The sequence below is a fragment of the Nocardia sp. GTS18 genome, assembly GCF_013839555.1.
Classification (GTDB): domain Bacteria; phylum Actinomycetota; class Actinomycetes; order Mycobacteriales; family Mycobacteriaceae; genus Nocardia; species Nocardia rosealba.
The window spans coordinates 46,445-72,286 of the sequence record NZ_JACBIU010000027.1 but is presented as its reverse complement, the minus strand read 5'-3'; the positions used below and the strand labels follow the sequence as shown (position 1 = coordinate 72,286).

16 protein-coding genes are annotated in these 25,842 nt (G+C 67.5%); 12 read left to right on the top strand and 4 right to left on the bottom strand.

Going from position 1 to position 25,842, the window contains the following annotated elements:
* The 6 genes from HYG95_RS19465 to HYG95_RS19440 all read left to right on the top strand — a co-directional run.
* On the top strand, positions 1 to 795 hold a 795-nt coding region (locus HYG95_RS19465; protein WP_370465845.1), incomplete at its 5' end, for a helix-turn-helix domain-containing protein.
* A gap of 46 nt (positions 796 to 841) precedes the next feature.
* Positions 842 to 1,981 (top strand): serine hydrolase domain-containing protein, encoded by a 1,140-nt coding sequence (locus HYG95_RS19460; protein WP_181699746.1) that lies wholly within the window; start codon positions 842 to 844, stop codon positions 1,979 to 1,981.
* Positions 1,982 to 1,992: 11 nt separating this feature from the next.
* Positions 1,993 to 2,757, top strand: a complete 765-nt coding sequence (locus tag HYG95_RS19455; RefSeq protein ID WP_181699736.1) for an AraC family transcriptional regulator — start codon at positions 1,993 to 1,995, stop codon at positions 2,755 to 2,757.
* Between the two features lie 43 nt (positions 2,758 to 2,800).
* Positions 2,801 to 3,652: a sterol desaturase family protein gene (locus HYG95_RS19450; RefSeq protein ID WP_181699734.1), complete on the top strand. Its 852-nt coding sequence runs from the start codon at positions 2,801 to 2,803 to the stop codon at positions 3,650 to 3,652.
* Between the two features lie 435 nt (positions 3,653 to 4,087).
* Complete coding sequence (locus HYG95_RS19445; RefSeq protein WP_181699732.1) at positions 4,088 to 4,393, top strand: hypothetical protein; 306 nt, start codon at positions 4,088 to 4,090, stop codon at positions 4,391 to 4,393.
* 261 nt (positions 4,394 to 4,654) lie between these two features.
* Complete coding sequence (locus HYG95_RS19440; protein ID WP_181699730.1) at positions 4,655 to 5,902, top strand: CdaR family transcriptional regulator; 1,248 nt, start codon at positions 4,655 to 4,657, stop codon at positions 5,900 to 5,902.
* A 7-nt stretch (positions 5,903 to 5,909) separates the two neighbouring features.
* On the opposite strand, the gene HYG95_RS19435 is transcribed toward HYG95_RS19440, so the two are convergent.
* The 4 genes from HYG95_RS19435 to HYG95_RS19420 are packed head-to-tail and all read right to left on the bottom strand — an operon-like array spanning position 5,910 to position 17,786.
* A complete protein-coding gene (locus HYG95_RS19435; protein ID WP_181699728.1) occupies positions 5,910 to 7,205 on the bottom strand; it encodes an NAD(P)/FAD-dependent oxidoreductase in 1,296 nt (431 codons plus the stop codon).
* Positions 7,202 to 8,188 carry an AfsA-related hotdog domain-containing protein gene (locus HYG95_RS19430; RefSeq protein WP_181699726.1) on the bottom strand — a complete coding sequence of 329 codons (987 nt, stop codon included), beginning with the start codon at positions 8,186 to 8,188 and terminating at the stop codon, positions 7,202 to 7,204. Before HYG95_RS19430 ends, HYG95_RS19435 begins: the two co-directional genes overlap by 4 nt.
* Entirely contained in the window at positions 8,185 to 11,319 is a 3,135-nt protein-coding gene (locus tag HYG95_RS19425; RefSeq protein ID WP_181699724.1) for a type I polyketide synthase, read from the bottom strand. The genes HYG95_RS19430 and HYG95_RS19425 overlap by 4 nt, the downstream gene beginning before the upstream one ends.
* 23 nt (positions 11,320 to 11,342) lie before the next feature.
* Positions 11,343 to 17,786 (bottom strand): type I polyketide synthase, encoded by a 6,444-nt coding sequence (locus HYG95_RS19420; protein ID WP_181699722.1) that lies wholly within the window; start codon positions 17,784 to 17,786, stop codon positions 11,343 to 11,345.
* Positions 17,787 to 18,017: 231 nt separating this feature from the next.
* Between HYG95_RS19420 and HYG95_RS19415 the strand changes: the two genes are divergently transcribed.
* From HYG95_RS19415 to HYG95_RS19390, 6 genes are all read left to right on the top strand, one after another.
* Positions 18,018 to 18,914, top strand: coding sequence for an oxidoreductase (locus HYG95_RS19415; RefSeq protein WP_181699720.1), 897 nt, complete (start codon positions 18,018 to 18,020; stop codon positions 18,912 to 18,914).
* Positions 18,904 to 20,112: a lipase family protein gene (locus tag HYG95_RS19410; RefSeq protein WP_181699717.1), complete on the top strand. Its 1,209-nt coding sequence runs from the start codon at positions 18,904 to 18,906 to the stop codon at positions 20,110 to 20,112. Before HYG95_RS19415 ends, HYG95_RS19410 begins: the two co-directional genes overlap by 11 nt.
* 30 nt (positions 20,113 to 20,142) lie before the next feature.
* Positions 20,143 to 21,336, top strand: coding sequence for a lipase family protein (locus tag HYG95_RS19405; protein ID WP_181699715.1), 1,194 nt, complete (start codon positions 20,143 to 20,145; stop codon positions 21,334 to 21,336).
* A gap of 242 nt (positions 21,337 to 21,578) precedes the next feature.
* On the top strand, positions 21,579 to 22,814 hold the full coding sequence (locus HYG95_RS19400; RefSeq protein WP_181699712.1) for a CdaR family transcriptional regulator: 1,236 nt from the start codon (positions 21,579 to 21,581) through the stop codon (positions 22,812 to 22,814).
* A gap of 379 nt (positions 22,815 to 23,193) precedes the next feature.
* The gene (locus tag HYG95_RS19395) at positions 23,194 to 24,558 is read left to right on the top strand and encodes a cation:proton antiporter (protein ID WP_181699710.1); all 1,365 of its coding nucleotides are present in this window, start codon (positions 23,194 to 23,196) and stop codon (positions 24,556 to 24,558) included.
* A gap of 60 nt (positions 24,559 to 24,618) precedes the next feature.
* A complete protein-coding gene (locus HYG95_RS19390) occupies positions 24,619 to 25,836 on the top strand; it encodes a sodium:proton antiporter (RefSeq protein WP_181699708.1) in 1,218 nt (405 codons plus the stop codon).
* The last annotated feature ends 6 nt before the right edge of the window (positions 25,837 to 25,842 follow it).

The window sequence follows — 25,842 nt, the reverse complement described above, 5'->3', positions numbered from 1 at the left end:
CGGGTGGGAGCAGCGATCCTCGGCTTCCGTATCGGGCAGGGCCTGGACCTGCGCGTCGCGGCGGCGCCGGCGGTCACTGTGGTGATCAATTTCGGCGATACCGAGCTCGTGGCCGACGATGGCGACGGGCGGCAGAGGTTGACCGGACTCGTCGCCGGACCCGCGCTCGCGGCGATGCGCGTTCGTTGCGCGCGAGCCGAGTGCATCGAGATCCGCATGTCGCCGGTGCGCGCCTATTCGCTCTTGGGCGTCAGCCCGCGTGATCTGGGTTCAGGCGTGGTCGGAGCAGAGGAACTGTGGGGTGGACCGGCTCGCCGTCTGCGGGCCGCACTGGCCGCTGCCACGGACTGGGATGAGCGGTTCGCTCTGACGAAATCGTTTCTGACACACAGTGATGTGCGCCGCGTGCCGGATTCGGAGGTGGTCGCCTGTTGGAACGACATACTCGCCGCCCGGGGGCAGGTACGCGTCGCCGACCTCGCCCAGTCGTGCGGGTGGAGCCGCAAACGTCTCTGGTCGAGGTTCGAGTCGCAGATCGGCTTGACTCCCAAACGTGCGGCGATGCTGGTCCGATTCCGTTGTGCGGTAGACGGTTTGCTGGCGGGTCGATCCGCCGCCGAGGTCGCCGCGGACGGCGGCTACGCAGATCAGGCGCATCTGCACCGGGATGTGTCCATCTTCGCGGGCAGCACACCCGGGGTGCTCGCGACGCGTTATCTGCCCGATATCGCGCGCTACCGCCACCGGGCCTGGGGAACATTTTCTCAATACTCGACGGGTCCGCTCGGCCGATAGTGGTGCTCGCCTCAGCCGAGGCGACGACCGCGAGAGGACATCTGCCGTGAGTAATTCCTTTGATCCCGACGAACTACAGGCCGCACTCGAGGCGGTGCATCGCGCCGGAGTGCCGGGAGTGTTCGCCGAAGCGCGAGCCGGTGAGCAGATCTGGCGCGGCGCTGCCGGAGTCGCCGACCTCGCCACCGGTCGTCCGGTGACGGCCGATATGCGACACCGTGTCGGCAGTATCACCAAGACGTTCACCGCCGCGGCCGTGCTGCAGCTGGTCGAAGCCGGCGAGATCGGGCTCGATACACCGATCGGCCACTATCTGCCGCAGCTGGTCCCCGGCGAGCGCGGTGCGGCGATCACGGTCGAGATGCTGATCAACCACACCAGTGGTCTCGCCGAATACCTCCCACACGCCTACCCGTCGCTGGCCGCGTTCCCCGATCTTGCGAGGACGACACCGGAAAGCTTGGACGACAACAGGTTCAGCAAGTTCAGCTGGGACGAGCTGATCGAGATGGGTGTCGCCGCACCCGCGGTCGGTGTCCCCGGCAAGCCGCCGGGGGTGTACTCGAACACCAATTACCTGCTGCTGTGTCGGCTGATGGAGTCGGTCACGGCGACTTCGGCGGAGAAGGTCATCACCCGAAATGTCATCGAACGTGCCGGTCTGCGCGATACCGAACTGCCCACTGGTTCCGAGATCGATGGACCACATTCCCACCATTACGAATCGTGGTTCGGCATGATCGACCCGCCGCGCGACTACAGCGTTTACGACATGTCGTGGGTAGGCCCGTCGGCTTCCCTGATCTCGACCGTCGCCGACCTCAACCGGTTCTTCGATCTGCTCCTCGCCGGTGAGATCATCAGTCGCGCGATGCTGGAACGGATGCAGCGCACCGTCGCGGTGATCTCCTTCGAAGGCAAGACCGTCGACTACGGGCTCGGCCTGCACCGGATGGAGGTTCCCGGCCGTGGCACCTTCTGGGGTCACGACGGCTCGGTCTGGGGTGGCGGTGCCATCTCCCTGACCAGCGGCGACCGAACCCGCCAAGCCTCCGTCGCGCTGAATCTCCAGCGCTGGAACACCCTGTCGCCGTCGGGCCGCCCACAACCTCACGCGATCGATGACGCTTTCGCTGCTCTCCTGCGAAAACTGACCGGTGGACGCCCCGGGCCGTCACCGCGCTGACGGAGAGAATCATGGCAGGGGTCACCGCGCCGCCGCACGCCTCGGATTCGGCTGCGCGGTGGCGCGGTGATGCGGTGTTCACGCCCGGATTCATGGCGTTCACCGGCCGGATCGGCGACGCCGACCGGCACGCTCATGCCGCGGTTCAGGTGTTGTTCGTCGCCCGTGGTGGCCTCGTTCTCACCGACGCGCAGGGGCAGGCAACGCACGCCACGGCGGCGATCATCCCGCCCGGTGTTGTCCACCAGGTCACCGCGGAACCCGGAACATCCGGGTTCGCGGCCTTCCTCGATCCCGACTCCGCCACCGCGCGCGCCGCGCTGGCCCGCTTGGCCGGCTTGCCCGGTGAAGCCGCCACCAGTTGGGTCACCGCGACATCCCCGCGTTCACCCGAGAGCCCGCTCGATTCGCTCGGCGCTGCGCGGCGGCGCTCGCATCCGGCGGTCGCCGACGCGCTGCGTGTCGCGGCCGGTTGGCCAGGGGGACCACCGTCGTTGGTCGAACTCGCTGCCCGGGTGGGGATGTCGGCGAGTCGGCTCGCGCATGTGTTCACCGCCGAGGTCGGCTCGGGATATGCGGCGTGGCGGCGCTGGACTCGGCTGCAACGCGGTTTCACGGTTGTGCGCGAGGGCGGTTCGCTGACCGAGGCCGCCCATGCGGCCGGGTTCGCCGACAGCGCACACCTGACCCGTACGTGTCGGGAGTTGATCGGTATCACCCCGACCGAAGCACTCATCGCCACCGGATGGCGTCCGCCACCGGCACAGGTCAGCTGATTTCTTCAAGCCGAGACAGGTACCAGGGCGCGACGCTGAATCCATGTCCGCACTTGTTGCTTCACTCATCCGCTACGGCTACGCCCCGTTGATGCTGATCGGCATCAACGGGGCGGGTATCGCCGTGGCCGCCACCGGCGCCCACAAACTCTGGCTACTCGCCCTGCTCGGCATCGCTGTCGCTGTGTCTTTCACCGCCGAGGCGGTCCTGCCCTACCGGGCGGATTGGAATACCTCCCACGGTGATTTCGGCCGTGACACCGCGCACGGTGTCGTCAACGAAACCCTGGTCCTGGGCAGCGTCGCCGCTATCCCGGTGCTCGCCGCGCTGATCCCTGGCGTCGGGATCTGGCCTGGCAGTTGGCCTTTCGTCGCTCAGGTGCTGATGGCGATCCTCGTCGCCGACTTCGGGATCACTCTGGCGCACTACGCGAGTCACAAGATCGCGATCCTGTGGCGCTTCCACGCGGTACACCACAGTGTGCAACGGTTCTACGGGCTCAACGGCCTCATGAAACACCCGTTGCATCAGACCATCGAGATGACCGCCGGAGTCACCCCGCTGCTGCTGGCGGGGATCCCCGTCCCGGTCGCGGCGGCATTGTCATTGGCGGTGGCGGTGCAACTGCTGCTGCAACACTCCAATGCCGACTATCGCGTCGGCCCCTTCAAATACGTTCTGGCGCTCAACGAAGGCCACCGCTTCCACCACCTCAAATGGGCAGGCATCGGTGATGTCAACTTCGGGCTGTTCACCCTCGTCTGGGATCACCTGCTGCGCACCTACAGCTACGACCCGGGCCGACGGTTTTCCAGCGCCGATCTCGGTATGGCGGCCGAACCCGACTACCCCAGCGGCTATCTCGCCCAACTCGCGAAACCGTTCACTCGCTGAGCAGCAGACAGCGTGACCGCGACCTTTGTGCGGGGTCGGACAAACCCGCCCGCAGGATGGAAGGGCGATCCGTGCTGCGGACGAGTCTGTTCGCGGTGTTGGTACCGGCCGCCCGAAGGCTGCGTCTGTGACGATACGAATCGTGCGGGTTGTTGCAGGTGACCTGATCCGTATATTGCGAGAGTTCACATCGGATCAGCCCTTGCTTTGTCTCTGAATCGAATCCGATCGCGAACGTGATCCGCAGGGGATGGTGCGGGCGAAAGTGTAATTGCCCGGTAGGCGCTGGGAGATTCTCAAGAATTTTTCCTCGAAGCTGTGGAGTTTCCAGACAAAGTTTTCCGAGCGATCGAAGCGGCGTCTACTGGATTTACCCGCCATCTGGAAACTCCGATGTTGCCAGGTCCGTACGGCGGGAACCGCGAGGAGGATCGAATGAACGACAGTGCCGTCTTCGTCGTCGACCGGCTGCAACTCGCCGGCATCCTGAGCGCCGCCCGTGCCAGAGCGCTCGACATCGCCACCGCGCACGGTCTCCGGATCGTGCACACCATCGTCGAACCCGATGTGGACCTCGAGTCGCTGCTCGACTACATCGAGACCCACCAGATCGCCGTGGCCATCACTCCCACGTATCGACATATTCAGAACAACCCGGCATGGGTGCGAACCCGGTGCGATCTGATCACGACGGATCCGCCGTCCTACCAGCGCCGTCAACAACGGCTGGTCGTCTCTTGAACCGCCGACGCGAGCGCGAATCGAGCAAGTGCTCGGCAAAACGCGCTGCGGCAGCCTACATACCCGTCGAGGCTGCGCTCGAACCGGTGCATTGTGCTGCGGTACAAGGCAGTCTGTGAATCCACACAAACGGTATACCGGGGCATCGTGAGCCCACCAGAGCATTTGCTGGGCACGGTAACCACAGCTGAGGCGTGGCTATGTTGCGATTCACACAGAACCCGCGATCGTCCATTGCCGACTGTTACAACGGAGTGCTCGATGACCCCTTCAACTATCGATCAGGCCCACAACCCTTTCACCGCGGACGGTCGGCCGGTATCGAGTTTCCTGGGGAGCGCGGACGAGTTGGTGCCGCGGCTGGTCACCTATTTCACCGAGCATTTCATGCCGTGTATGACGCTGCCGAGCGAGGCCATCCGCGGTGACGTCACCGAATTCACCCGGCACTGCCTGGCCCTGGCGATGGAAATGCTGGACAAGCGGGCGTCTCCGTCCGAACAGCAGTTGGCCGCGCTGCGGGCATCCGCAGCGCAGTACGCCCGGGAGGGTGTGCCGGTGGGGACCCTGCTCCGTGCCTATGCCGAGGGCTTCAGGATCGGCTTCGAACTCGTCACCGAGCACGTCACCCCGGCGGACCTGACCGAGCTCGTCGAGGGCACCCGGCTGCTGTTGCGGACACTCGAGATGATCAACGCGACGGTGACCAGTGCCTACCTCGACGAGCAACGTCAGGTCGCCAAGGAGCATCAGACCAGTGCGCAGACGGTGGTCTCGGCGTTGCTGAGCGGGCACGGCATCGGCGCGCTCACCCGGCAGACCGGAATCAGGGTGGCCGGCTCGTATCAGGTTGTCGCACTGATGATTCCCGATCTGGCCGAGGAGTTCGACCCGAACGTCGACGCCCAGGTGGTCGCGCGCCGCAAATTGCGCCGGGTGCAGGCGGCGCTGGCTGATGTGTTCGCCTCGCGGGCGCTGGCCTTGCTGAGTACCAAGGGCGGGACGTTGCTGATCCCGGCCGACGAGCCGGACTCGCCGCGGATGACCGCCGCCGTGCTGGCCGAGATCGGCGCTCTGGCCGGCATGGAACTCACCGCGACCCTGGTGCATACCACGACCGAGCGGATTCCCACCGCCACCGAGGAAGCGCACGAGCTGCTCGACTTGGTGCGTGGCATCGCCAAACCCGCTGGGCTGTACGAGCTGTCGGATCTGGCGATCGAGTACCAGCTCACCCGGCCCGGACCCGCGCGCAACCATCTCGCCGCTGTCATCGCCCCGCTCACCGACTACCCGGAATTGCTGGAAACGTTGAAGGTCTATATGGCGACGGGCCTCAACCGCAAGGCCGCGGCCCGCCGGATCAATGTGCACCCCAACACCATCGATTACCGGCTGCGGCGGGTGAGCAGCCTGACCGACCTCGATCTGACGACAGCCGAGGGAATTCTGCGGGCCCGCATCGCACTGCTGGCCGATGATCTCGTGCACACCCGGGGCGCTGCGTGAAGCCCGCCTACCGCGCCGTCAGGGCACGGGCCGCGTCGACCCCGGATCGGTAACAGGCTTCGAGTTGGGCGCCGAGCAGATAGTCACCGGCCAGTTGCAGCCCCGGGACGGCGCGCAGCTGTTCACGCAGCCCGGCGCGGAATCCGGCGTGGTCGGGTAGGTAAGCGCAGTGGGCTGCTGACCAGCTGCGGGTTTCGGTGCGTAGTCGCTCGATGGTCGGGCCGCCGAGCAGGCCGCACACCTTGGCCTCGGCATCGTCGACCCACCGCGCCAGTTGTGCTGGGTCGGGCAGCGGCCGCGCCTCGCGTCCGCTGAAGGTGTAGCGGACGATGTCGAGATCGTTGACGCCGTAGACCCCTGCCGCACTGCAGGGCCCGGAATCGAACGCGATCGATCGCACGGTACTGCTGAACAAGGGTCGCGCGTACTGCACCACCGCGACCGTCGACGGATAATAGGTGACCTCGCCCAACATCTTGCCGAGTGCGGGAGCAACCTCGCCCAGCAGCCGTGCGGACGCGTGCGCAGGGGTCGCGAGGACCACACCGTCATAGCCGGAAAACGTGGTCCTACCGTCGTTTTCCATGGTTTCCAGCCCGGCCACCCGGCCTTCACGCAGCACCACGCGTTCGACTCGCGTGTGGAGGCGAACCGGTACCTGGCCGGCGAACCAGTCCAGCACCGGCTGCATTCCGTCGACGAGTTGGTCGTAGCGATCCTGCACCATGCCCAGGCTCACCCCGAAAGCGCCGGGATACACCTCGTCCGGCTCTGCGGCATTGAGTCGTACGGTCAACGGGCGCAGGACGGTACGGCTGAACTCGTGACCGAATCGAGTGCTGAGGGCGGCGCTGTCTTCGGCAGTGCCCAGGCGACCGAAGTAGTCGGAGTCGAGATAACGGTTGCGTTCGTCGAATCGTACGCGCGCACCGTAGTAGAGCATGCGGGCCGCGTCGATGGGCGATCCGGTGCGCAGGAGATGGCGGAGGAAGCCGGCGATGCCCGGGTTGTCGAGCGTCACCAGCCGACCGTCGACGACCTGGGAGCTGTTGATCCCGAACGGCTCGTACGCACGTTCGCCGGACGCGGTGATGAACGCGCGCAGCTCGTGGTAGCGACGGCCGATATTTTTGCCGCCCAGCATGATCGGAGTCCCACCGAGCGTGCCGAAACCGCAGCGTCCACCGAGCGTCGAGTCCTGCTCGAGCAGTTCCACGGTGTGACCGGCGCGGTGCAGGGCGAACGCGGCGCCGATGCCGGACAGGCCGCCGCCGACGACGGCGAACTTCTGTGGCGTGCTCATGATCGGTTGTGCTCCTGTTCCGGCGGCACGGGGTAGGGCGCCAGTTCGACGAGCGCGACAGCGATCCGGGCGCCGCGCTGGTGCAGGGTGACCTCGACGCCGATGCCGTCGAGTCCGGTGTCGGCAGTGGTGGTGGTGCAGGTGATGGGCGCGTCCAGTTCGGCGAAATCGGTGAAATGGGCCTCGACGCCGAGCACCGCGGCCGCCGGCGAATCGAGCAGTCCGGCCTCGCTCGCGGCCAGGACGGCCGCCTGCCGGAAGACCTCGAGCAACAGCGGACCCGGGACGTGGTCGTACTGGTGGTCGAAGAAACTGGGATGACTCCGGTCGACTACGACGACCAGCTCGGGCGTGGGGGTCCGCCCGAGGACGACATTGCGTGGGTCGCGGCGCCCGACGAGCTCAGGTGGGAGCGGCCGCACCGGATCCGGTGCAGGCTCGGCAGCTTGTGCACGGTTGCGGCGTTGCAGTTCGCGGAACTCGTCGTAGTCCTCACGGGGGAAGGTGATCCCGCTGCCCGACAGCGTCATGGCCAGCGCACCGTCGACGGTGAAGATGGCATCGAAGGGCACGTCCTGGTAATAATCGCGCCCGGTGGCCAGTGCGCCCGGACGTACGCGGACCAGCCCCTCCAACGGGTAGCGTTCGCTGTCGCGGAACGCGCTGAGGTCTTCCACCATGAATGCCATGCGCTGCAAGCTCGCCGGGGCGTCGGCGGGCACACCGAGGTGACGTTGCCCGACGACGAGAAGTGCTTGGCGCACGGCCTCGACGGCGCAGAGAGGGTCGTGGTAGGCGACCAGTCGATCGAACCACAGCGAATGTGCGCGCGGAATCTGTACCGCGGCAAGGAATTCGGAGCCGCCGACAACGGCCGTATCGGCGACATAGACCTCGGCGAGACCTCGTCGATGCGCCAATGCGGCGGGGACGAGTTGTTCGAAGCCGAGCGTGCCGCGCACCGGCCACAGGGGACTTGTCACGCGAGTACCGCCTCGTGAGCAGGGACCGTACTCCAGATGCGTTCGGCGAGCAGCACGCCGAGCATCCTCGGTGTCGGATGGGTGAAGAGATCTTCGAGCGAAAGATGCACTGCGGCGGCGGTGTTGATACGGCTGCGCAACTCCAGGATCGACAACGACGTCAGCCCGAGCGTGAGTACGGTCGCGTCCAGGTCGAGCTCGTCTTCGGCGCGGTCGACGAGGATTTCGCGGATCTGCTCGACCACCAGGCGCGTCGCGAAGTCGGTGCGCTGATTCTCGGGGACGGTCGGCAAGTCCGGGCGCCCGGGTCCGGGAGTTCTCGTGAGCGCGTCGTGACGGTCGAGGGCGCTTTGTCCCGCGATGTCGGCGCCGGCCGCGCCGATCAAGCGTTCGAGCTCGGAGCTGTCGGTGTCGACCCAGTACCGGCGATGTTGGAACGGGTAGGTCGGCAGGTCGACTGTGGACGCGTCACCGTCCCCGCACAGTGCCTCCCATCCGACCTCGGCGCCGGAAACCCAGGCCGTGCCGAGGGCTTTCACCACCGAGAAAGTTTCACTGGCGCCGGGCCGCAGCATCGGCACGGCGGTGCAGCCGGTGTCTGCGAGCGCCTCGTAGACGAGTCCGGCGAGCGTGTCACCGGCGCCGAGTTCGAGATAGGTGACGACACCGGCGTCGTTCAGGTGCAACACACTGTCGTGGAAGCGCACCGGCTCACGGGCCTGACGGACCCAGTGGTCGATCGAAGTGAGCTGCCCCGGTTCGGCCGCGGTCCCTGTCGACGTGGAGATCAACGGGATGCGCGGCTCGTGGAGCTGCACCGTCGTGAGGACCGCGCGGAACTCGTCGACGATCGCGGCGACGTGGGGTGAATGGAACCCGCGGTCCACGGCGAGTCGGGTGACGCGACGCCCGCGGGTGCGCCACTGTCGGCCGAGGTCCCCGACCGTGGCGATATCGCCTGCCAGCACGGTGGCGTTGGGCCCGTTGGCCGCCGCGATCGACACTTCGTTCTCCCGTCCGGCGATCGAGGCCAGCACCTCGGCGTAGGACGCTCGCACGGACACCATCGCTCCCGGCGTCATCTGTTGCATCAGCCTGCCGCGTGCCGCGACCACGGTGACCGCGTCCGCCAGTGACAACACCCCGGCTACGTGCGCCGCCGAGAGTTCTCCGATGGAGTGTCCGACGACGTAATCCGGTGTCGTGCCCCAGGATTCGAGCAGGCGGAACAGCGCGACCTGGAGTGCGAACACCGCGGGCTGGGTGTAGTCGGTGCGGGGGAGCAGGTCCTCACCGTCGAACAGCACCGCGCGCAGCGAGCGGTCCAGGTGAGTGTCGAAACCGGCGCACACCGTGTCGAACGCCGCCGCGAACACCGGGAAGGTGTCGTAGAGTTCACGGCCACTGCCCGCGAGCTGTCCGCCCTGGCCGGAGAACATCATCGCCAGTTTCCCGCTGGGGGAGCGGCGGGCGATGACCGCCGAACCGCCGGTGCGCTCACCCGCGACCACGGCAAGGCCGTCCAGCAGGCCTTCTCGGCTGTCTGCCACGACGACGGCGCGGTGGTCGAATCTCGCCCGGGTGGTCGCCAGCGAATACGCGATGTCGGTGATGTCCTGGGCGGAATCGGTCACGGCCGCGCGTAACCGAGCCGCCTGATCCCGCAGGGCACCCGCGGTGCGAGCCGACAGCAGCCACGGCACGACCGCCGGTTCCATCCGTGCCGAAACGGTCTGTACTGCTACGGATTCGGGTGCCTGTTCGACGATCAGATGGACGTTGGTGCCGCTGATGCCGAAGGAGGAGACCCCGGCTCGGCGCGCGTGTCCGGTGCTCGGCCAGGGGTGTGGTCGCAGCGCGAGCCGGATCCGGTCCCCGTTCCAGTCGGCGTGTGGGGTCGGTGCGTCGACGTGCAGGGTGGGTGGGACGACGCCGTGCCGGATCGCCTGCACCATCTTGATCAGTCCGGCTACCCCGGCCGCCGACTGGGTGTGTCCCATATTGGATTTCACCGAACCGAGCAGCAGTGGTGGCGCACCGTCACGCTCGCCGTAGGTGGCGAGGAGGGCTTGGGCCTCCACCGGGTCGCCCAATACGGTGCCGGTACCGTGCCCTTCGACCACGTCGACCTCGGCGGCGCCGACCCCGGCGTTCGACAACGCCGCCCGGATCACGCGCTGTTGCGCGGTTCCGCGCGGCGCGGTGAGGCCGTTGGATGCGCCGTCGCTGTTCACCGCGGACCCGCGCAGTACAGCCAGGATCCGGTGACCCTCCCGCTGGGCGTCCGAAAGGCGTTCCAGCACAACGAAGCCGACACCCTCGCCCCACGCGGTGCCGTCCGCGCCTGCGGCGAAGGATTTGCACCTGCCGTTCGGTGCCAGCGCACGTTGACGCGAGAACAGCGCGAACGGCATCGGTGTCGACATCACCGTGACACCCCCGGCCAGGGCCATCGCGCATTCCCGCAGCCGCAACGACTGCATCGCCTGGTGGATCGCGACCGCCGAAGACGAACAGGCAGTGTCGACGGTCACCGCAGGCCCTTCCAGCCCCAGTAGATAGGCCACCCGGCCCGCCGCCATCGAGGCGTGGTTGCCGGTGAAGTAGTAGGTCTCGGCGCCGTCCCAGGCCTGACTGGCACCGAATCCGTATCCCTGGTCGCTGAAGCCGACGAAGACGCCGGTATCGCTGCCGCGCAACGACATCGGGTCCATGCGAGCGTGCTCGACCGATTCCCAGGCCAGCTCGAGCAGCAGGCGTTGCTGCGGGTCCATCGCTTCGGCCTCGCGCGGACTGATCCCGAAGAACCCGGCGTCGAATTCGCCCGCCTCGGTCAGGAAACCACCCTCGCGCACAGAGGATTTGGCGAACTTGTCGGGGTCGGGATCGTAGAACGCGTCGATGTCCCAGCCCCGGTCGGCCGGGAAGTCCGAGATCAGGTCATGCCCGTCGAGCAGTGCATGCCACAGATCGTCCGGTGAGTCGATTCCGCCGGGGAACCGGCACGACATGCCGACGATCGCGATCGGTTCCGTTGTTCGTGCCCGCTCGTCGGCGAGCTCCTGACGAGTCTGCTGCAATTGCCGGGTGGCGCGCTTGAGATACGCGCGCAGTTCCGCTTCGTTGGCCATCGGATCCTCGCTTTCTCCTCGGCTCAGACCGAGCGAACCTGATCGATCAGGTCGAACAGGGCGTCGTCGTCGGCGCCGTCGATGTTGTCGACCACGCTGTGCGCGCCGCCGCGTAGGGTGCGCGCGAGCACCTCGATCCGGTCGAGCAGTTCACCGACCCGGTCCTGCGGCAGGTCCACGCCCGCCCACCCCGCGGCGAGCGCGTCGAGCTGCGCGGCGATCCGTTCGACCGGGTCGTCCAGCGGCGCGATCTCGGTGCGCAGGTACTCGGCCAGTGCCGCAGCATTGGGGTAGTCGAAGACGATGGTCGTGCGCAGCCGCACGCCGGTGGCCGCTTCGAGGCGGTTGCGGAATTCCACGGCGCCCAGCGAGTCGAAACCCAGGTCGGTGAAGGCGGTGTCGGCCGGCACCGCCTCCGCCGAGACGTGCCCGAGCACCGCCGCGGCGTGTGCACGGATCACGCCGAGCACCACCCGCTCCTGTTCGGCGGCGTCCAGACCGGACAGGCTCGTGACCAGGGCTGCCGATTCGTCGGACCCACCGCCGGCCGCGCGGCGCGGACCGCGTGGCAGTGACCTAAGCATCGCGGGCAACTCGTCGTCACCGACCGAGCCGAGCGCGGTGAGGTCGAGCCGCGCGGGCACCGCCAGCGCTCTGCCGGTCGCCAACGCGCTGTCGAACAGCGCCAGCCCGTCGTCGTCGGTGAGCGGCACGAGTCCGTCCCGGCGCATCCGGTGCAGATCCCGTTCGGTGAGGTGGCCGGTGATTCCGGTGCCGCGCTCCCACAACCCCCACGCGAGGGCGGTGGCGGGCAGGCCATGATGTCTGCGGTGCTGGGCCAGCGCGTCGAGGAAGCCGTTGGCCGCGGCATAGTTCGCTTGACCGGGATTGCCGAGCAGCCCCGCGATCGAGGAGTACATGACGAACATCGACAGAGGTCGGCCCTCGGTCACCTCGTGCAGTAGCCAGGCCGCGTCGGCCTTCGGGCCGAACACCTTCGCGAGGTGCTCTGGGGTCTGAGCGGCGAACAACGCGTCGTCGACGACGCCGGCGGTGTGCACCACCGCGGTCAGCGGATGCGCTGGGGGGATCGCGGCGATCAGGGCGGTGAGCGCGTCGCGGTCGCTCACATCGCACGCGGTGATGTCGACGTGGGCGCCGAGTGCGGACAGTTCGGCGGCGAGTTCGTCGGCGCCGTCGGCGTCGGGGCCACGACGGCTGGTCAACAGCAGGCGCCGCGCGCCGTACCCGGACACCAGGTGACGGGCGGCCAGTGCGCCGAGTCCGCCGGTGCCGCCGGTCACCAGGACTGTGCCGTCACGGTCGAGCGGGAGGGGCACCGTCAGCACGTATTTGCCGATGTGGCGGGCCTGGCTGAGCTGCCGGAATGCTTCGGGCGCTCGCCGCACATCCCAGGAGGTCACCGGAAGCGGCCGCAGGACACCGGATTCGAACAGGGTGTGCAGTTCGGTGAGGATCTCGCGCAGGCGGTCGGGTCCGGCGTCCATCAGCAGGAAGTTGCGGTACCGGACGCCGGGGTGGGTGAGGGCGATCTCGTCGGCGTCCCGCAGGTCGGTCAGGCCCATCTCGATGAACCGGCCACCGCGCGGCAGCAGGTCGAGCGAGGCGTCGACCTTGTCGCCCGCCAGCGAATCGAGGACGACGTCGACGCCGCGCCCGCCGGTCGCCTCGAGGAATTTGTCCTTGAACTCGGTGGTACGGGTGCTGGCGATACGGTCGTCGGTGAAACCGTTCGAGCGCAACGCATTCCACTTGCCTGGGCTGGCGGTGACATACAGGTCCAGCCCGAGATGCCGGGCGAGCTGCACCGCGGCCATACCGACACCACCGGTGGCGGCGTGGATCAGCAGCGACTCTCCCGCTCGCGCTTCGGCCAGATCGACCAGCGAATAGTACGCGGTGGCGAACACGATGGGTGCGGCCGCCGCCTGCTGGAAGGACCAGCCGGTCGGCATCGGAACCACGGTGCGCCGATCGGCCACCGCCGTCGTGCCGATGCCGGTGAAGATGCCCATCACCGCGTCGCCGACTGCGAAATCGGTGACGTCGGGGCCGATTTCGACAACCACACCCGCCCCCTCACCACCGATCGCGGTATCGGGGATCGGATACATCCCGAGCACGATCAGCACATCACGGAAGTTGACGCCCGCCGCCCGTACCGCGATCCGTAGCTGGCCGGGCTCGAGCGGCACGCTCTCGGGCTGTGCGGCCAGCACCATGTTGTCGCCGTGCAGCGTGCCGCGCCCACGGTCGACGAGCTGCCATCGACCCTCATGGAGTGCCTCGGTGGACCCGACCGTGTCCGCCCCGGCGCGAACCAGACGTGGTGCCTGTAGTTCGCCGTGCCGGATGGCCAGCTGCGGCTCGGTAGTCGATCCGGCGGCCAGGCGTGCGGCATCCCGGTAGCCGTCGGGATCGTCGAGATCCAGCAGCGCGATCCGGCCCGGGTGTTCGTTCTGCGCGGTGCGCAGCAGACCCCACACCGCGGCGCCTACCAGGTCGTCGACGTCCTCGGCGCCGTGGACCGCGACCGCGCCGCTGGTGACGAAGACGATCAGTGCCCCGGAGAATTGGTCGTCGAGGAGCAGGGCGCGCACTGCGGTCTGCACATTGCTCACCTGCTCGGCGACCGGCTGGGATCGGTCGGCCGGATCGAGCCGGACGACGACCAGCTCGCTATCCGCACAGTGCTCGGCCACAACACCGCGCGCCGTGTCCACGGGGGCCCAGTTGCCTTGGGCTGCATCGGGTTCGGGTGCGGCAACACCGACCCAGTTCACTTCGTAGAGTCCGCCGTCCGAGGCCGGGCGTCGGCCCAGCGCTGCCGACGGGATCGCGCGCAAGGCCAGCGATTGGGCGGTGGCCACCGGCTTGCCCGCCGTGTCGCTGACCTCGAGACGTATCCGGTCGGTACCGACCGGTGTGAGACGAACACGCAGCGATGACGCGCCCACCGCGTGCAGCGCGACGCCTTCCCACGCGAACGGCAGCTTCACCGCACCGGACTCGGTGGGGCCGACCGTGCCCGTCGCGATCATCGCGTGCAGTGCGGCATCGAGCAGCGCCGGGTGCAGGCCGAAGTCGGTGGCGTCGGCAGCGGCTGATTCGGGCAGGGCTACTTCGGCGAGCACCTCCTCACCGTGCCGCCAGATCCGGCCGAGACCGCGGAAAGCCGGGCCGTATTCGTAGCCTGCGGTCGCCATCGCGTCGTACGGGTCGTGCGTGGTGACCAGGACCGCGCCGACGGGCGGCCACGGCCCCTTCGTCTCCGAAGCCACGGCTTCCGCCGGTTGCAGCGTGCCCGTGGCGTGCCCGGTCCACGGCAGTTCTTGGGCCGATGTCGTTCGAGGACGAGAGGAAACGGTGAGCGTCCGATGCCCGGACTGCTCCGCCGGTCCGACCTGCACTTGCACGTCCACCGCCCCGGTATCGGGAATCACGAGCGGGGATTCGAGGGCGAGTTCACCGACCACCGGGCATTGCACCGATCGGCCCGCGTACCAGGCGAGTTCGATGAACGCGGTACCCGGAAGCAGCACCGATCCGGCGATCCGGTGCCCGGACAACCACGGGTGTGTGCGCAAGGACAGCTGGCCGGTGAGCAGCAGCCCGCCGTCGGCGGCGAGACCGACCTGCGCCCCGAGCAGCGGATGCTCGGCGTCGTCGAGCCCGGCGCCGCGGACATTCCCGCGCTCGCCCACCTCGAGCCAGAACCGGTCGCGTTGGAAGGCGTAGGTGGGCAGATCCACCGGGCGGGCGCCTGCGCCGTCGAACAGTGTGGTCAGGTCCAGTGCTTCGCCCTGGCAGTGCAGCGCGGCCAACCCCACCACGAACGCGAGATCACCGGCGATACCCGGGCGCTGCAACGCGACCGCCGTGAGCGCCGTGTCGTCGTCGGCGATCTCGTGCACCATCGCCGTCAGCGCGGCGACCGGTCCCATCTCGGCGAAACAACTCACGCCGCCCTGCTCCCGGGCCCACCGCACCGCGTCCAGATAGCGGACCGGTTCGCGGAGATGGCTCACCCAGTACTCGGGGGAGCACAACTGTGCCGCCTCGGCCACCTTGCCGGTGAGCGCCGAGATCACCGGGACAGTCGGTGGGTGATAGGTCAACCCTCGGCAGACCGCGGCGAATTCGGGGAGGACGGCATCCATGTGTGGCGAGTGGAATGCGTGGCTCACCCGCAGCCGGGTGGTGCGGATTCCGTCGGCGGCCAACTGTTCCGCGAGAGCGGACACCGTAGCCTCCGCGCCCGAAACCACTACGGATGCAGGCCCGTTTACCGCCGCAACACCGACATCGTCGTAGCGGCGAACCAGATCGGCGACGGTCTCCGGATCCGCGGCGACCGCCACCATCGCACCGCCCACGGGAGCGGACTGCATGAGCCTGCCCCGCGCGGCCACCAAGGCGCAGGCATCGGCCAGGGACCAGACCCCGGCGACATAGGCCGCAGTGATCTCGCCGATGGAGTGCCCCATGACGAAAGCCGTTCGTAGCCCCCATGATTCGGCCAGCCGGTACATCGCCACCTCGGTGGCGAACAGTGCCATCTGCGCGACCTCGGTGCTGTCGAGCGCCGCACCGGAGTCCTCGGTGAGCACCAGTTCGCGCACCGGAATCGCGCAATGGTTGCCGAATTCGACGCAAACGGCGTCGAACGCCGCGCGATAGGCCGCATAGCCCTCGTACAGCTCCCGCCCCATCCCCGTCCGCTGGGTGCCCTGCCCAGGGAACATCACCGCAGACACGGCCGCATGGGCACTGCCGCGCACCACATTCCGCGCGTCGCCGCCCCGCGCGACCGCCCGCAGCCCCTCGATCAATTCCTCATGGTTCCGCCCGGCGATGACGGCTCGGTGCTCGAACCGAGCGCGCGTATCGAGCAACGACAACCCGATATCGACGGGCTCGACCGCAGGGTCCGTCGCGAGCTGGTCGAGCAGGGCAGCGGCTTGGGCGGCAACGGCATCCGCGGACCGGGCGGTGACCACCCACGGAATTACCGGTGGCGGGACGACATCCCGTTCCGGCTGGACCGGGTACTCACCCCGTTCGATCACCACATGGGCGTTGGTGCCGCTGATGCCGAACGACGACACCGCGGCGCGCGGCGGACGACCCGTCGCAGGCCACGGCCGGACCTCGGTCACCAACCGGACTGCCCCCGACGACCAGTCCGCGTGTGGGGTCGGTTCGTCGACATTCAACGTCGGCGGCACCGTGCCGTGCCGCATCGCCATCACCATCTTGATCAACCCGCCTACTCCCGCGGCGGCCTGCGTGTGCCCCATATTCGACTTGAGCGACCCCAGCAGCAGCGCCTGCTCGTCGTCGCGTTCCGCCCCGTAGGTCGCGAGCAACGCCTCCGCCTCGATCGGATCACCGAGGCGCGTGCCGGTTCCGTGCGCCTCGACCACATCCACCTCGTCGGTGCGTAGACCCGCGTCCGCCAGCGCGGCGCGGATCACCCGCTGCTGCGATCGTCCGTTCGGTGCGGTGAGACCGTTGGACGCACCGTCGGAGTTCACCGCCGTACCGCGGACCAGCCCCAGGATCCGGTGTCCGTTCCTGCGGGCCTCGGATGCCCGCTCGAGCAGCAGCATCCCGACACCCTCGCCCCACGCTGTGCCGTCCGCCCCCGCCGCGAAGGATTTGCATCGACCGTCGGCCGCCAGCGCCCGCTGGGCGGAGAACGCGACGAACGCCGCGGGGGTGGTCATCACGGTGACACCGCCGGCCAGCGCCAGCGTCGTCTCACCGGCGCGCAGCGACCGCACGGCCTGATGGATCGCGACCAGCGACGACGAGCAGGCTGTATCGACCGTGACAGCGGGACCCTCCAAACCGAGGACATAGGCCACCCGCCCCGAGGCGATGCTCGAGGCCTGCCCGGTCATCAGGAAGTTCTCGATGCGCTCGCGCACCCGATCGTCGAGATCGCGCGAAGACGGGCCCTGCACATCCGGCATGAGGCCGACATACACACCGGTGTCGCTTCCGCGCACCGTGGTCGGGTCGATGCCCGCCCGTTCGAAGGTCTCCCACGCGGTCTCGAGTATCAATCGTTGCTGCGGGTCCATCGCCAGTGCTTCGCGCGGGCTGATACCGAAGAAGTTCGCGTCGAACGCGGTGGCGCCCGCGACGAAGCCACCCGTGCGCACATACGATCTGCCCGCGACCCCTGGTTCGGGATCGAACAGCCCTGCCACATCCCAGCCCCGATCGGTCGGCCATTCGGTCACCAGGTCACGCCCATCCAGCACCGCCTGCCACAGCTGCTCGGGCGAACTGATCCCACCCGGATACCGGCACGCCATTCCGACAATGGCAATCGGTTCACACGCCTGCGCTTCGAGCTCGTCGAGGCGCGTCCGGGTGGTCTGCAATTCCCGGATCGCCTTCTTCATGTATGTGCGCAGTTCGTCTTCGCGGGCCATTGAGCAGGACTCCTCGGTGGGCGGAATGTGACAGAAACGAGTAGTGCAGCGGGATCGGGCATTCTGCCGGCGATCTACTCGGCAACACTCACGGCCTCACGCTACGACAACTGGGCCCGAATCAGCCGCGCCGCGAACGGCTTTGGGAAACGACCAACGGTCCGGCCGTGGTCCCTGACATTTTCCAAACGTATTGCCACGGCTTTGTCGGGATTCGTAAGGTCATGCGCCATGGTCAGAACTCCCGAACCGGTACCGGATCAACACGGCAGGCGATTCGTTGTCACCGGCGCCAATGGTGGCCTCGGTGCGATCGTGACGCGCACCCTCGCCGACCGTGGTGCAACGGTGGTCATGGTGTGTCGCGACCCGGAAAGCGGGCGTGCGGTCGCCGACCGGATAGCGGGCGATGTCACCGTGGCCACCCTCGACCTGGCCGATCTGGCCGATGTGCGGCGGTTCGCACAGGAATGCGGCGAATTCGACGTTCTCGTCAACAATGCCGGGTTGATGAACGTACCGTTCGCCCGCACCGTCGATGGATTCGAAATGCAGTTCGGAGTCAACCACCTCGGACATTTCGCACTCACCGGCCTTCTGCTGGACAAGGTGCGGGACCGGATCGTGTCCTTGTCGAGTATTTCGCACGGCTGGACGAAATCACTCCCACTCGATGATCTGCGTTTCGAACGGCGCCGATACCATCGTTCGACTGCCTATGCCGAATCGAAACTGTCGACGCTGATATTCGGCCGTGAATTGCAGCGCAGACTTCGCGAAACCGGGTCGACGCTGCGCTCCTACGCCGTGCACCCCGGCGTGGCCCCGACCGGGCTCGTCGCCAGGACCCAGACTCCGCTCGACTACGTCGCCGAGCCCTTCATCCGGCTGGTCGGCCAATCCCGCACCGCCGCCGCGCAATCCACGCTCTACGCTGCCACCGCACCGGCGGCCGACCCCGACATCTACTGGGGTCCGACCAGGTTGTTCAACACCCGCGGACCGGTCGGTGCGTGCCCGTCGAGCGCGCTGTCGCGAGATCGCACCCTGTGGCAGCAGTTGTGGACGGCGTCCGAACAAGCGACCGGAGTTCGTTACCCCACAGCGGCGGTGACGCATGGGGATTAGCGTTCGCGCCCTTGCCTTTGCGGCGGTGATCGGTGTGTGCGCGGCGTCGGGAACACATTCCGCGGCCGGATTGCCGCCGGTGTATCCGATCCCGGACCCCGACCCGTTCTACGCCGCACCCGCCGACATCGCCGCCGCCGACCCTGGTGCGGTGCTCGCGGTCCGCGTGCAGGAACCGCTGCCGTATTTCCCCACGGCCACCGTCACATTGGTGAAGTTCCGTTCCGCCGACTCACACGGCCGCCCGATCGCGGCGACCACCACGATCCTCACACCCCGCGACCATCGCCCAGGCGCCCCGCTGCTGTCCTATCAGCACATCATCAACGGCCTCGGCACCCAGTGCGCGGTCTCGCGCGCGCTCTACGCCTACGATCCCAATCTGCTCTATCGTGCTGTGCCGCTGCTGAACACGATGCTGTTGCGTGGCTGGAGCATCGCTCTACCCGATCATCTCGGTCCGAATGCCGCCTACGGCGCGGCCAGGCTCGGCGGACAGCTCACCCTCGACGGCATCCGCGCCGCGACCAGGGTCCCCGAGCTCGGACTCGCGGACAGCCCGGCCGCCCTGCTCGGCTACTCCGGCGGTGGGATGGCCACCGGCTGGGCAGCCGCGCTCGCCCCGCGGTACGCACCCGAACTCCGCTTGGTCGGTGCCGCGCAGGGCGGTGTGCCGATGAACATCACCACCATGGCCCGCACGCTCGGCCTCGCACCGCATCCCATGTTCGGACTGGCGATGGCCGCTGCGCTCGGGCTCGAACGCGAATATCCCGACCGCCTCCCGATCAGCGCGCAACTCAACGACACCGGATTGGCTGTCCGCGACGCGATGGCCAACGGCTGCACCGTCGAACTGATCGCCGCCGGTGCCATGCACAGCGCCGCCGACCTCGCGTCCACTGTCTCGCTGATCGACGACCCGCGCGTCTGGGAAGTGAGCGACGCGAACAGCCTCGAATTGTTCGACGGCGTGCCGACGATGCCCGTGTTCGAATGGCACACCCCGATCGACCCGCTGATCCCCGTCGACGCCATCGATCGCACCACCCGGCGCTACTGCGCTGCCGGCACACCCGTGCGATCGGAGCTCTATCCGAGCCCCGACCACCTGGCCACCGCGGTGCTCGGCTTCCCGTCCGCGGTCGACTGGCTCGACGCTCGGTTCCGCGGTGAGCCCGCGCCGAGCAACTGCTGACCCAACTCTCCCAGAGATCGAGGATCGACCATGCGCCGCATCTGGCCGGCCGTACTGGCTGTGCTGTTCTATGCCGTCACCGCGAGCGTCTTCGCCCCGGTAGCGACCTCCGAGCCGCGATATCCCACCCCGGAAGCCGACCCGTTCTTCACAGCACCGCCCGATATCGGCGATTTCGCTCCCGGTGATGTGGTGCGGCAACGGAAATTCGACCTGGGCCCGTACCAGGGCACCGACATCTGGCACGTCGCCTTCCGCTCGACCAACTCCTCGGGCGACCCGATCATGGGCGTCACCACGGTACTGATCCCGACGGGCGTGCCGAATCCGCCGCTGGTCTCGTATCAGGCACTGATCAATTCGCTCGGCACCAAGTGCAATCCTTCTCACTCGCTCGTTAACGACGAAACTCCGGACGCGTTCGGCGCGGCGCTGCCGCTGGCACGCGGCTGGGCTGTCGCCCTGCCGGACTACCTCGGCCCGAATGTCGCCTATGGGGCCGCCAAACTCAGCGGCATGGTGACCCTCGACAGCGTGCGCGCACTCCAGCGCGCCCCTGAACTCGGCCTGGGCCAGTCCCCGATCGCCCTGGCCGGCTACTCGGGCGGAGGACTGGCGACGGCTTGGGCCGCCGCCATGCAGCCGACCTACGCACCCGAGCTCACCCTTGCCGGCGTCGCTGCGGGCGGTATTCCCGCCGACCTCGAACAGATGGCCCTGGGGATCGGTTTCGGGAACCATCCCGGCTTCGGCCTAGCCTGGGCAGCGGCGATGGGCTTGGAACGCGAATACCCGCAGCGGCTGCCCATTTCCGACCAGCTCAATGCCGAGGGCCGGTGGTTCCGCGACTTCACCGCCGACGAATGCCGCCGTTTCCTGCTGTTCCACGGTGTGCTCCGCAGTGCCGAACAACTCGCGGCGACGAGGTCCCTGATGGACGATCCCGAAGCGCGAGCGGTACTGCGGGAGAACAGTTTGCGGCACTATCCGGGCCTGCCCCAGACACCTACGATGCTCTGGCAAGGCGAATTCGACGCACTCACCCCCTTCGACGCCGTCGCCGACGTCGCCGGGCGCTACTGCGCGGCAGGGGTAGCGCTCACGTTCTCCCGGTACCAGATCGCCGAGCACATGACGACCGCGGTGGCGGGTCTGCCCGAAGCCTGGAACTTCATCGAGGCCCGATTCCGCGGCGAACCCGCACCGACCCGCTGTCGATCATGATCGGCTGCAAACAGCAGGCGTCTTAGGGAAGAGCAACACACACGCCTGGTGTCCAACCGTGACGTTCTCCAACCATCGCCGCGTAGACACACCGTGACCGTGCAGGTTTGGCTATACCTACAGATCTGATCTCCACCGCTTGGCCGAACGAATTCGTCGCCGTGCAACCGCAGAGAACCAGCGGGCTTGCTCTGGCTGCAGAGCCGCACAGTTGAGCCGAGCCCGGGCGAAGGGAACAACAGATGTCCGTCGAGAATCTCGCCAGAGAATCGCTGACCATCTCCGGCAAACCGGCATCGTCTCCACTCAAGGATGTCCGCAATCTTTCCCGGCAGATGGTCGGACATTTCGTCGCCAACGTCATCCCGTGCGGCACCCTGCCCGGCGAGGCGATCGCGGGTGATGTCACCACCATCACCCGCATTTGCCTGGAATTCGCCGTCGGAATGCTCGACGGCCGTGATATTCCGGGCCAATTGCAGCGGTTGCAGGACGCGGCAGGCGGCTGGGCCCGCGAAGGAGTCCCGATCGACACGATCCACCACTCGATCGCCGAAGGCTTCAAGATGGGCCTGGATCTCGTGGTGTCGAGCGCATCGGTGAAGGATTACGACAGCCTCATCGACGGGGCGAAAATGGTGGTCGAGATGCTCGACACGATCACCGCCCAGGTGTCCCTCGCCTACGTGCGTGAATTGCGCAGTGTCATCAGCGAACATCACACCGCCGTGCACACACTCACCTCGGCGTTGCTCGGCGGCCACAGCACCTCGACCATGGCCCGGGAATGCGGCATCGCCATCGCCGAGCAATACGCCGTGCTCGCCTTGTCATTCCCGCCGCACGCTCAAGAAAGCATTCCCGCTCTCGACCAGAAGGTCGTGGCCCGGCGCAAATTGCGTCGCGTGCAAGCCGAATTGGCGAAACGCTGCGGCGATTCGGCGCTGTCGCTGCTCAGCGTCGACGGCGGCACCGTGCTCATCCCGGCCGACACCTTCGACCGCGACGGCTGGGCCGCCCTCGTCGCCCAACTCTCCCATGCCGCGCAGGTCGGAATCACCGCCGCCCTCGTCGAAACCACCACCGTCGGCATCCCCGACGCCGCCGACCAAGCCCACGAACTCCTCGACATGGTCCAGCGCCTCGACGTCACCTCCGGGCTCTACCGCTTCGACGAACTCGCCCTCGAATACCAGCTCACCCGCCCCGGACCCGGCCGCGAATTCCTCGGCTCGTTGCTCGACCCCCTCGACCCGTTCCCCGAACTCCTCGAAACCCTGCAACGCCATATCGCCAACAACCTCAACCGCCAACGCACCGCCCGCCTCCTGCACGTGCACACCAACACCGTCGACTACCGGCTCAAGCGCATCGGCCAACTCACCGGCTTCGACCCCACCCAACCGGTCGGCCTGTGGTACATGCGTTCTGCCCTCGTCGCCCGCAGCTACCGCGCCACGACGTCGGGTCAACTGTGACCGGAAGGCTGGTCCGCCGGCCGCGTTCGGGTCCTCATCGGCGTGCGTTTCCTTTGTCGATCCGCGGGTGAGCCCGGCCGCGACGCACTGTCCTCGGGGCCGCTCCAGTCGCTCACGTCTTGTCCTGCCTGCGGCCGGGATGCAAGGAATACCTCGACAAAATCCCCGTTGCGGGAAGCCGACATCCGCGCCGTCGTAACGGCGACGATGCACCGTCTGCGCGGCGCCTATCCGGTCTCCGAACAAGCCGGGTAGCGTGCCGCGCGACGGCGCGGACGAGTCTTCGCTGTCACCCGGAACGGGTGAGCCGGACTCGCCGTCGCTCACCTACGGTTCACTCGTACCGAATTCGACAGCCCAGCCGGCGGGACGAGGAGCGATGGACGACCACGCGGTGCCCACGGCGATTCCCTTGCTGGTGCTGGGTACTGTGCTCATGTACTCCCTGGTGGCAACCCGGCTCGGTCGCGCGAATGTCACCGCGCCGATGGTGTTCGTAGCCGTGGGAGTGCTCGCCGGGGGCACCGGGCTCGGGCTGGTCCACGCCACACCGGATGCGGATTGGTTACTGAATGTCGCGGAGATCACTTTGGCGTTGTTGCTCTTCTCCGACGCCTCACATCTTCGGCTGCGAGATGTCAGCGGCGATCGCGGACCTGCGTTGCGCCTGTTGCTGATCGGATTGCCGCTGACACTGGTGGCGGGCACCGTGCTCGCCTACGTGGTGTTCCCCGAAGACGGCCTCGCGGCGGCCGCCCTGATCGCGGCCCTGATCGCACCTACCGACGCTGCTCTCGGCGCCGCCGTCGTCACCGATGCGCGGGTTCCGTCGCGAGTTCGTCGCCTCCTGACTGTGGAAAGCGGCCTCAACGACGGCCTGGTGACACCGGTGGTGGCTGTGCTGATGGTGGTTGTCGCCTCCGAATCAGGACAGCTGGGCCAACAGCGCTGGGTCGTCGACCTGGTCTGGTCCTTGGCGATCGCCGCCGTGGTGGCGGTGTGCGTCGGCGGTTCGGGCGGCGCGGTGTTGCGTCGGTGCCGCGCCCACGCGTGGACCTCACGGCTGTCGGAGCAGTCGGCGGTTCTGGCACTGGCGCTGTTGTGCTACTTCGTGGCGGTGGCCGTCGACGGAAACGGTTTCGTCGCCGCGTTCCTCGGTGGTGTGTGCTTCGGTCATCTCGTCGACGACGAGCTGCGCACGCAGACCGAGTTCACCGAAACGACCGGGCTGCTGGCGTCTTCGGTCGTGTGGATCGCCTTCGGTGCGGCACTGGTAGGACCGGCACTCGCCGACGCGACCATTCGCACGTATGTCGTCGCGATCGGCGCCCTGACCGTGGTGCGGATCGTCCCCGTGGTTGTGTCGATGGCCGGCTACGGCTGGGGGATGCCGACGATGCTGTTCGTCGGCTGGTTCGGACCGCGCGGGCTGGCCACCGTGATCTTCGCGCTGATCGCCCTCGAGGAACTGGGTACGGTCGCACTCGTCGACCAGGTGGTCGACATCGCCGCGGTGACGGTGGTGCTGTCGATCGTGGTCCACGGCCTCAGTGCAGCACCACTGGCCGCTCGTTACGGGCGATGGACGACCGGCCTTCCCGACGACGCACCCGAGAAGGTGTCGGTGGCGCCACCATCGACACGGCGAATCGCCCTGCATGCCCCCGCGAGCATCAACGACGTTCCCGGCGGCCACGACCCCGGCACGAAGGGCGACGAAAACCCTCCGCCATCCGGCGCGTAAACCCTCGGATCGCAGCCGTGGCACCCTTGCGTGCACGAATCGTTCTGGCAGGCTGGCGTGATGACCGGAGCGATTCTCGCGGTGTCGTCGGCGCTGCTGCTGTGGGCGATGCTGGCCGGTTGGCTCGAACGTCACCGCATTACCGCGCCGATGGTCGTGGTCGCCGCGGGGATCGCCGCCGGTGTGGCGGCCCACGGCCGAGTCGGCGACGTCCTGGACGCGCACGCGGCGCTCGAGGTCGCCGAGATCATCCTCGCGGTGCTGCTTTTCGTCGATTCCTCCGAGGCACGAGGACGGTTGCTCGGAGGCAGCCCCGGACTCGTCATCCGGATGATGGTCGTCGCGTTGCCGTTGAGCGTTCTCGCGGCCATGCTTGTCGGCTCCTGGCTGTTTCCCATGGCCGGGTGGGCGCTGCTGCTCGTCATCGCGTGCGTGGTGGTCCCCACCGATTTCTCGCCCGCCTCGACGATCTTGCGTGACCAGCGAGTGCCCCGCCGAGTTCGCGATGTGCTCAATATCGAAGCAGGCTACAAAGACGGCGTCCTGGCACCGGTCTTGTTCTTCGGTATCACTCTTGCCGCGGGTACCGACCGTTCGAGGTCCGTGCTCGGGGCGCTCGCCGACGTGGCATGGGCCGTTGCCCTGGCGATCATGGTCGGGGCGGCGCTCGGGCTTCTTTTCGGAGCAGGGGTCAACGCGGCGGAAGAGCGTGGGTGGATGACCGCGCAGTCTGAACGCATGGCCGTCGTGGCCGTCCCCCTGTTGGTGTTCGCGGTGGCACACGCCGTGGGCGCCAACGAGTTCGTCGCCCCGTTCGTGTGCGGCGTGCTGTTCCATCACCTGCGTCGCCGGTCCGAGAGTTTCGCCGAAGGTCGCCGGCTGATCGACGACGTGGGTTTTCTGCTGACCACCCAGATGTGGTTCGTCTTCGGGGCCGCCGCCGTCCTTGCTCTGGCCGGCGATGTCACCTGGCGATCGGTGGTGTTCTGCGCGGCCGCGCTCACTGTTGTCCGCATGGTCCCCGTCGCTGTTTCCCTTCTGGGGACCGATGTTTCGTGGCATGAAACGCTGCTTCTGGGCTGGATGGCGCCGCGTGGTACACCGTCCATCATCTTCGGATTGCTTGCCTTCAACCTGCTGCCCGAAGCGTACGGCGAGCACGTTTTGACGATCATGGTCATGACGGTGCTGGGAAGCATCGTCGTACACGGTGCCGGGTCGACTCTTGCCGCGCACCTGTCGAGTCGACACCAGGAACGAGTGGCTTCGTCTCGGTGATCGAGG

Coding starts and splice junctions, on each gene's coding strand:
- HYG95_RS19445 (WP_181699732.1), top strand. CDS start 4,088: ATGAACGACAGTGCCGTCTTCGTCGTCGACCGGCTGCAACTCGCCGGC.
- HYG95_RS19435 (WP_181699728.1), bottom strand. CDS start 7,205: ATGAGCACGCCACAGAAGTTCGCCGTCGTCGGCGGCGGCCTGTCCGGC.
- HYG95_RS19425 (WP_181699724.1), bottom strand. CDS start 11,319: ATGGCCAACGAAGCGGAACTGCGCGCGTATCTCAAGCGCGCCACCCGG.
- HYG95_RS19400 (WP_181699712.1), top strand. CDS start 21,579: ATGTCCGTCGAGAATCTCGCCAGAGAATCGCTGACCATCTCCGGCAAA.
- HYG95_RS19395 (WP_181699710.1), top strand. CDS start 23,194: ATGGACGACCACGCGGTGCCCACGGCGATTCCCTTGCTGGTGCTGGGT.
- HYG95_RS19455 (WP_181699736.1), top strand. CDS start 1,993: ATGGCAGGGGTCACCGCGCCGCCGCACGCCTCGGATTCGGCTGCGCGG.
- HYG95_RS19450 (WP_181699734.1), top strand. CDS start 2,801: ATGTCCGCACTTGTTGCTTCACTCATCCGCTACGGCTACGCCCCGTTG.
- HYG95_RS19405 (WP_181699715.1), top strand. CDS start 20,143: ATGCGCCGCATCTGGCCGGCCGTACTGGCTGTGCTGTTCTATGCCGTC.
- HYG95_RS19440 (WP_181699730.1), top strand. CDS start 4,655: ATGACCCCTTCAACTATCGATCAGGCCCACAACCCTTTCACCGCGGAC.
- HYG95_RS19415 (WP_181699720.1), top strand. CDS start 18,018: ATGGTCAGAACTCCCGAACCGGTACCGGATCAACACGGCAGGCGATTC.
- HYG95_RS19410 (WP_181699717.1), top strand. CDS start 18,904: ATGGGGATTAGCGTTCGCGCCCTTGCCTTTGCGGCGGTGATCGGTGTG.
- HYG95_RS19390 (WP_181699708.1), top strand. CDS start 24,619: ATGACCGGAGCGATTCTCGCGGTGTCGTCGGCGCTGCTGCTGTGGGCG.
- HYG95_RS19420 (WP_181699722.1), bottom strand. CDS start 17,786: ATGGCCCGCGAAGACGAACTGCGCACATACATGAAGAAGGCGATCCGG.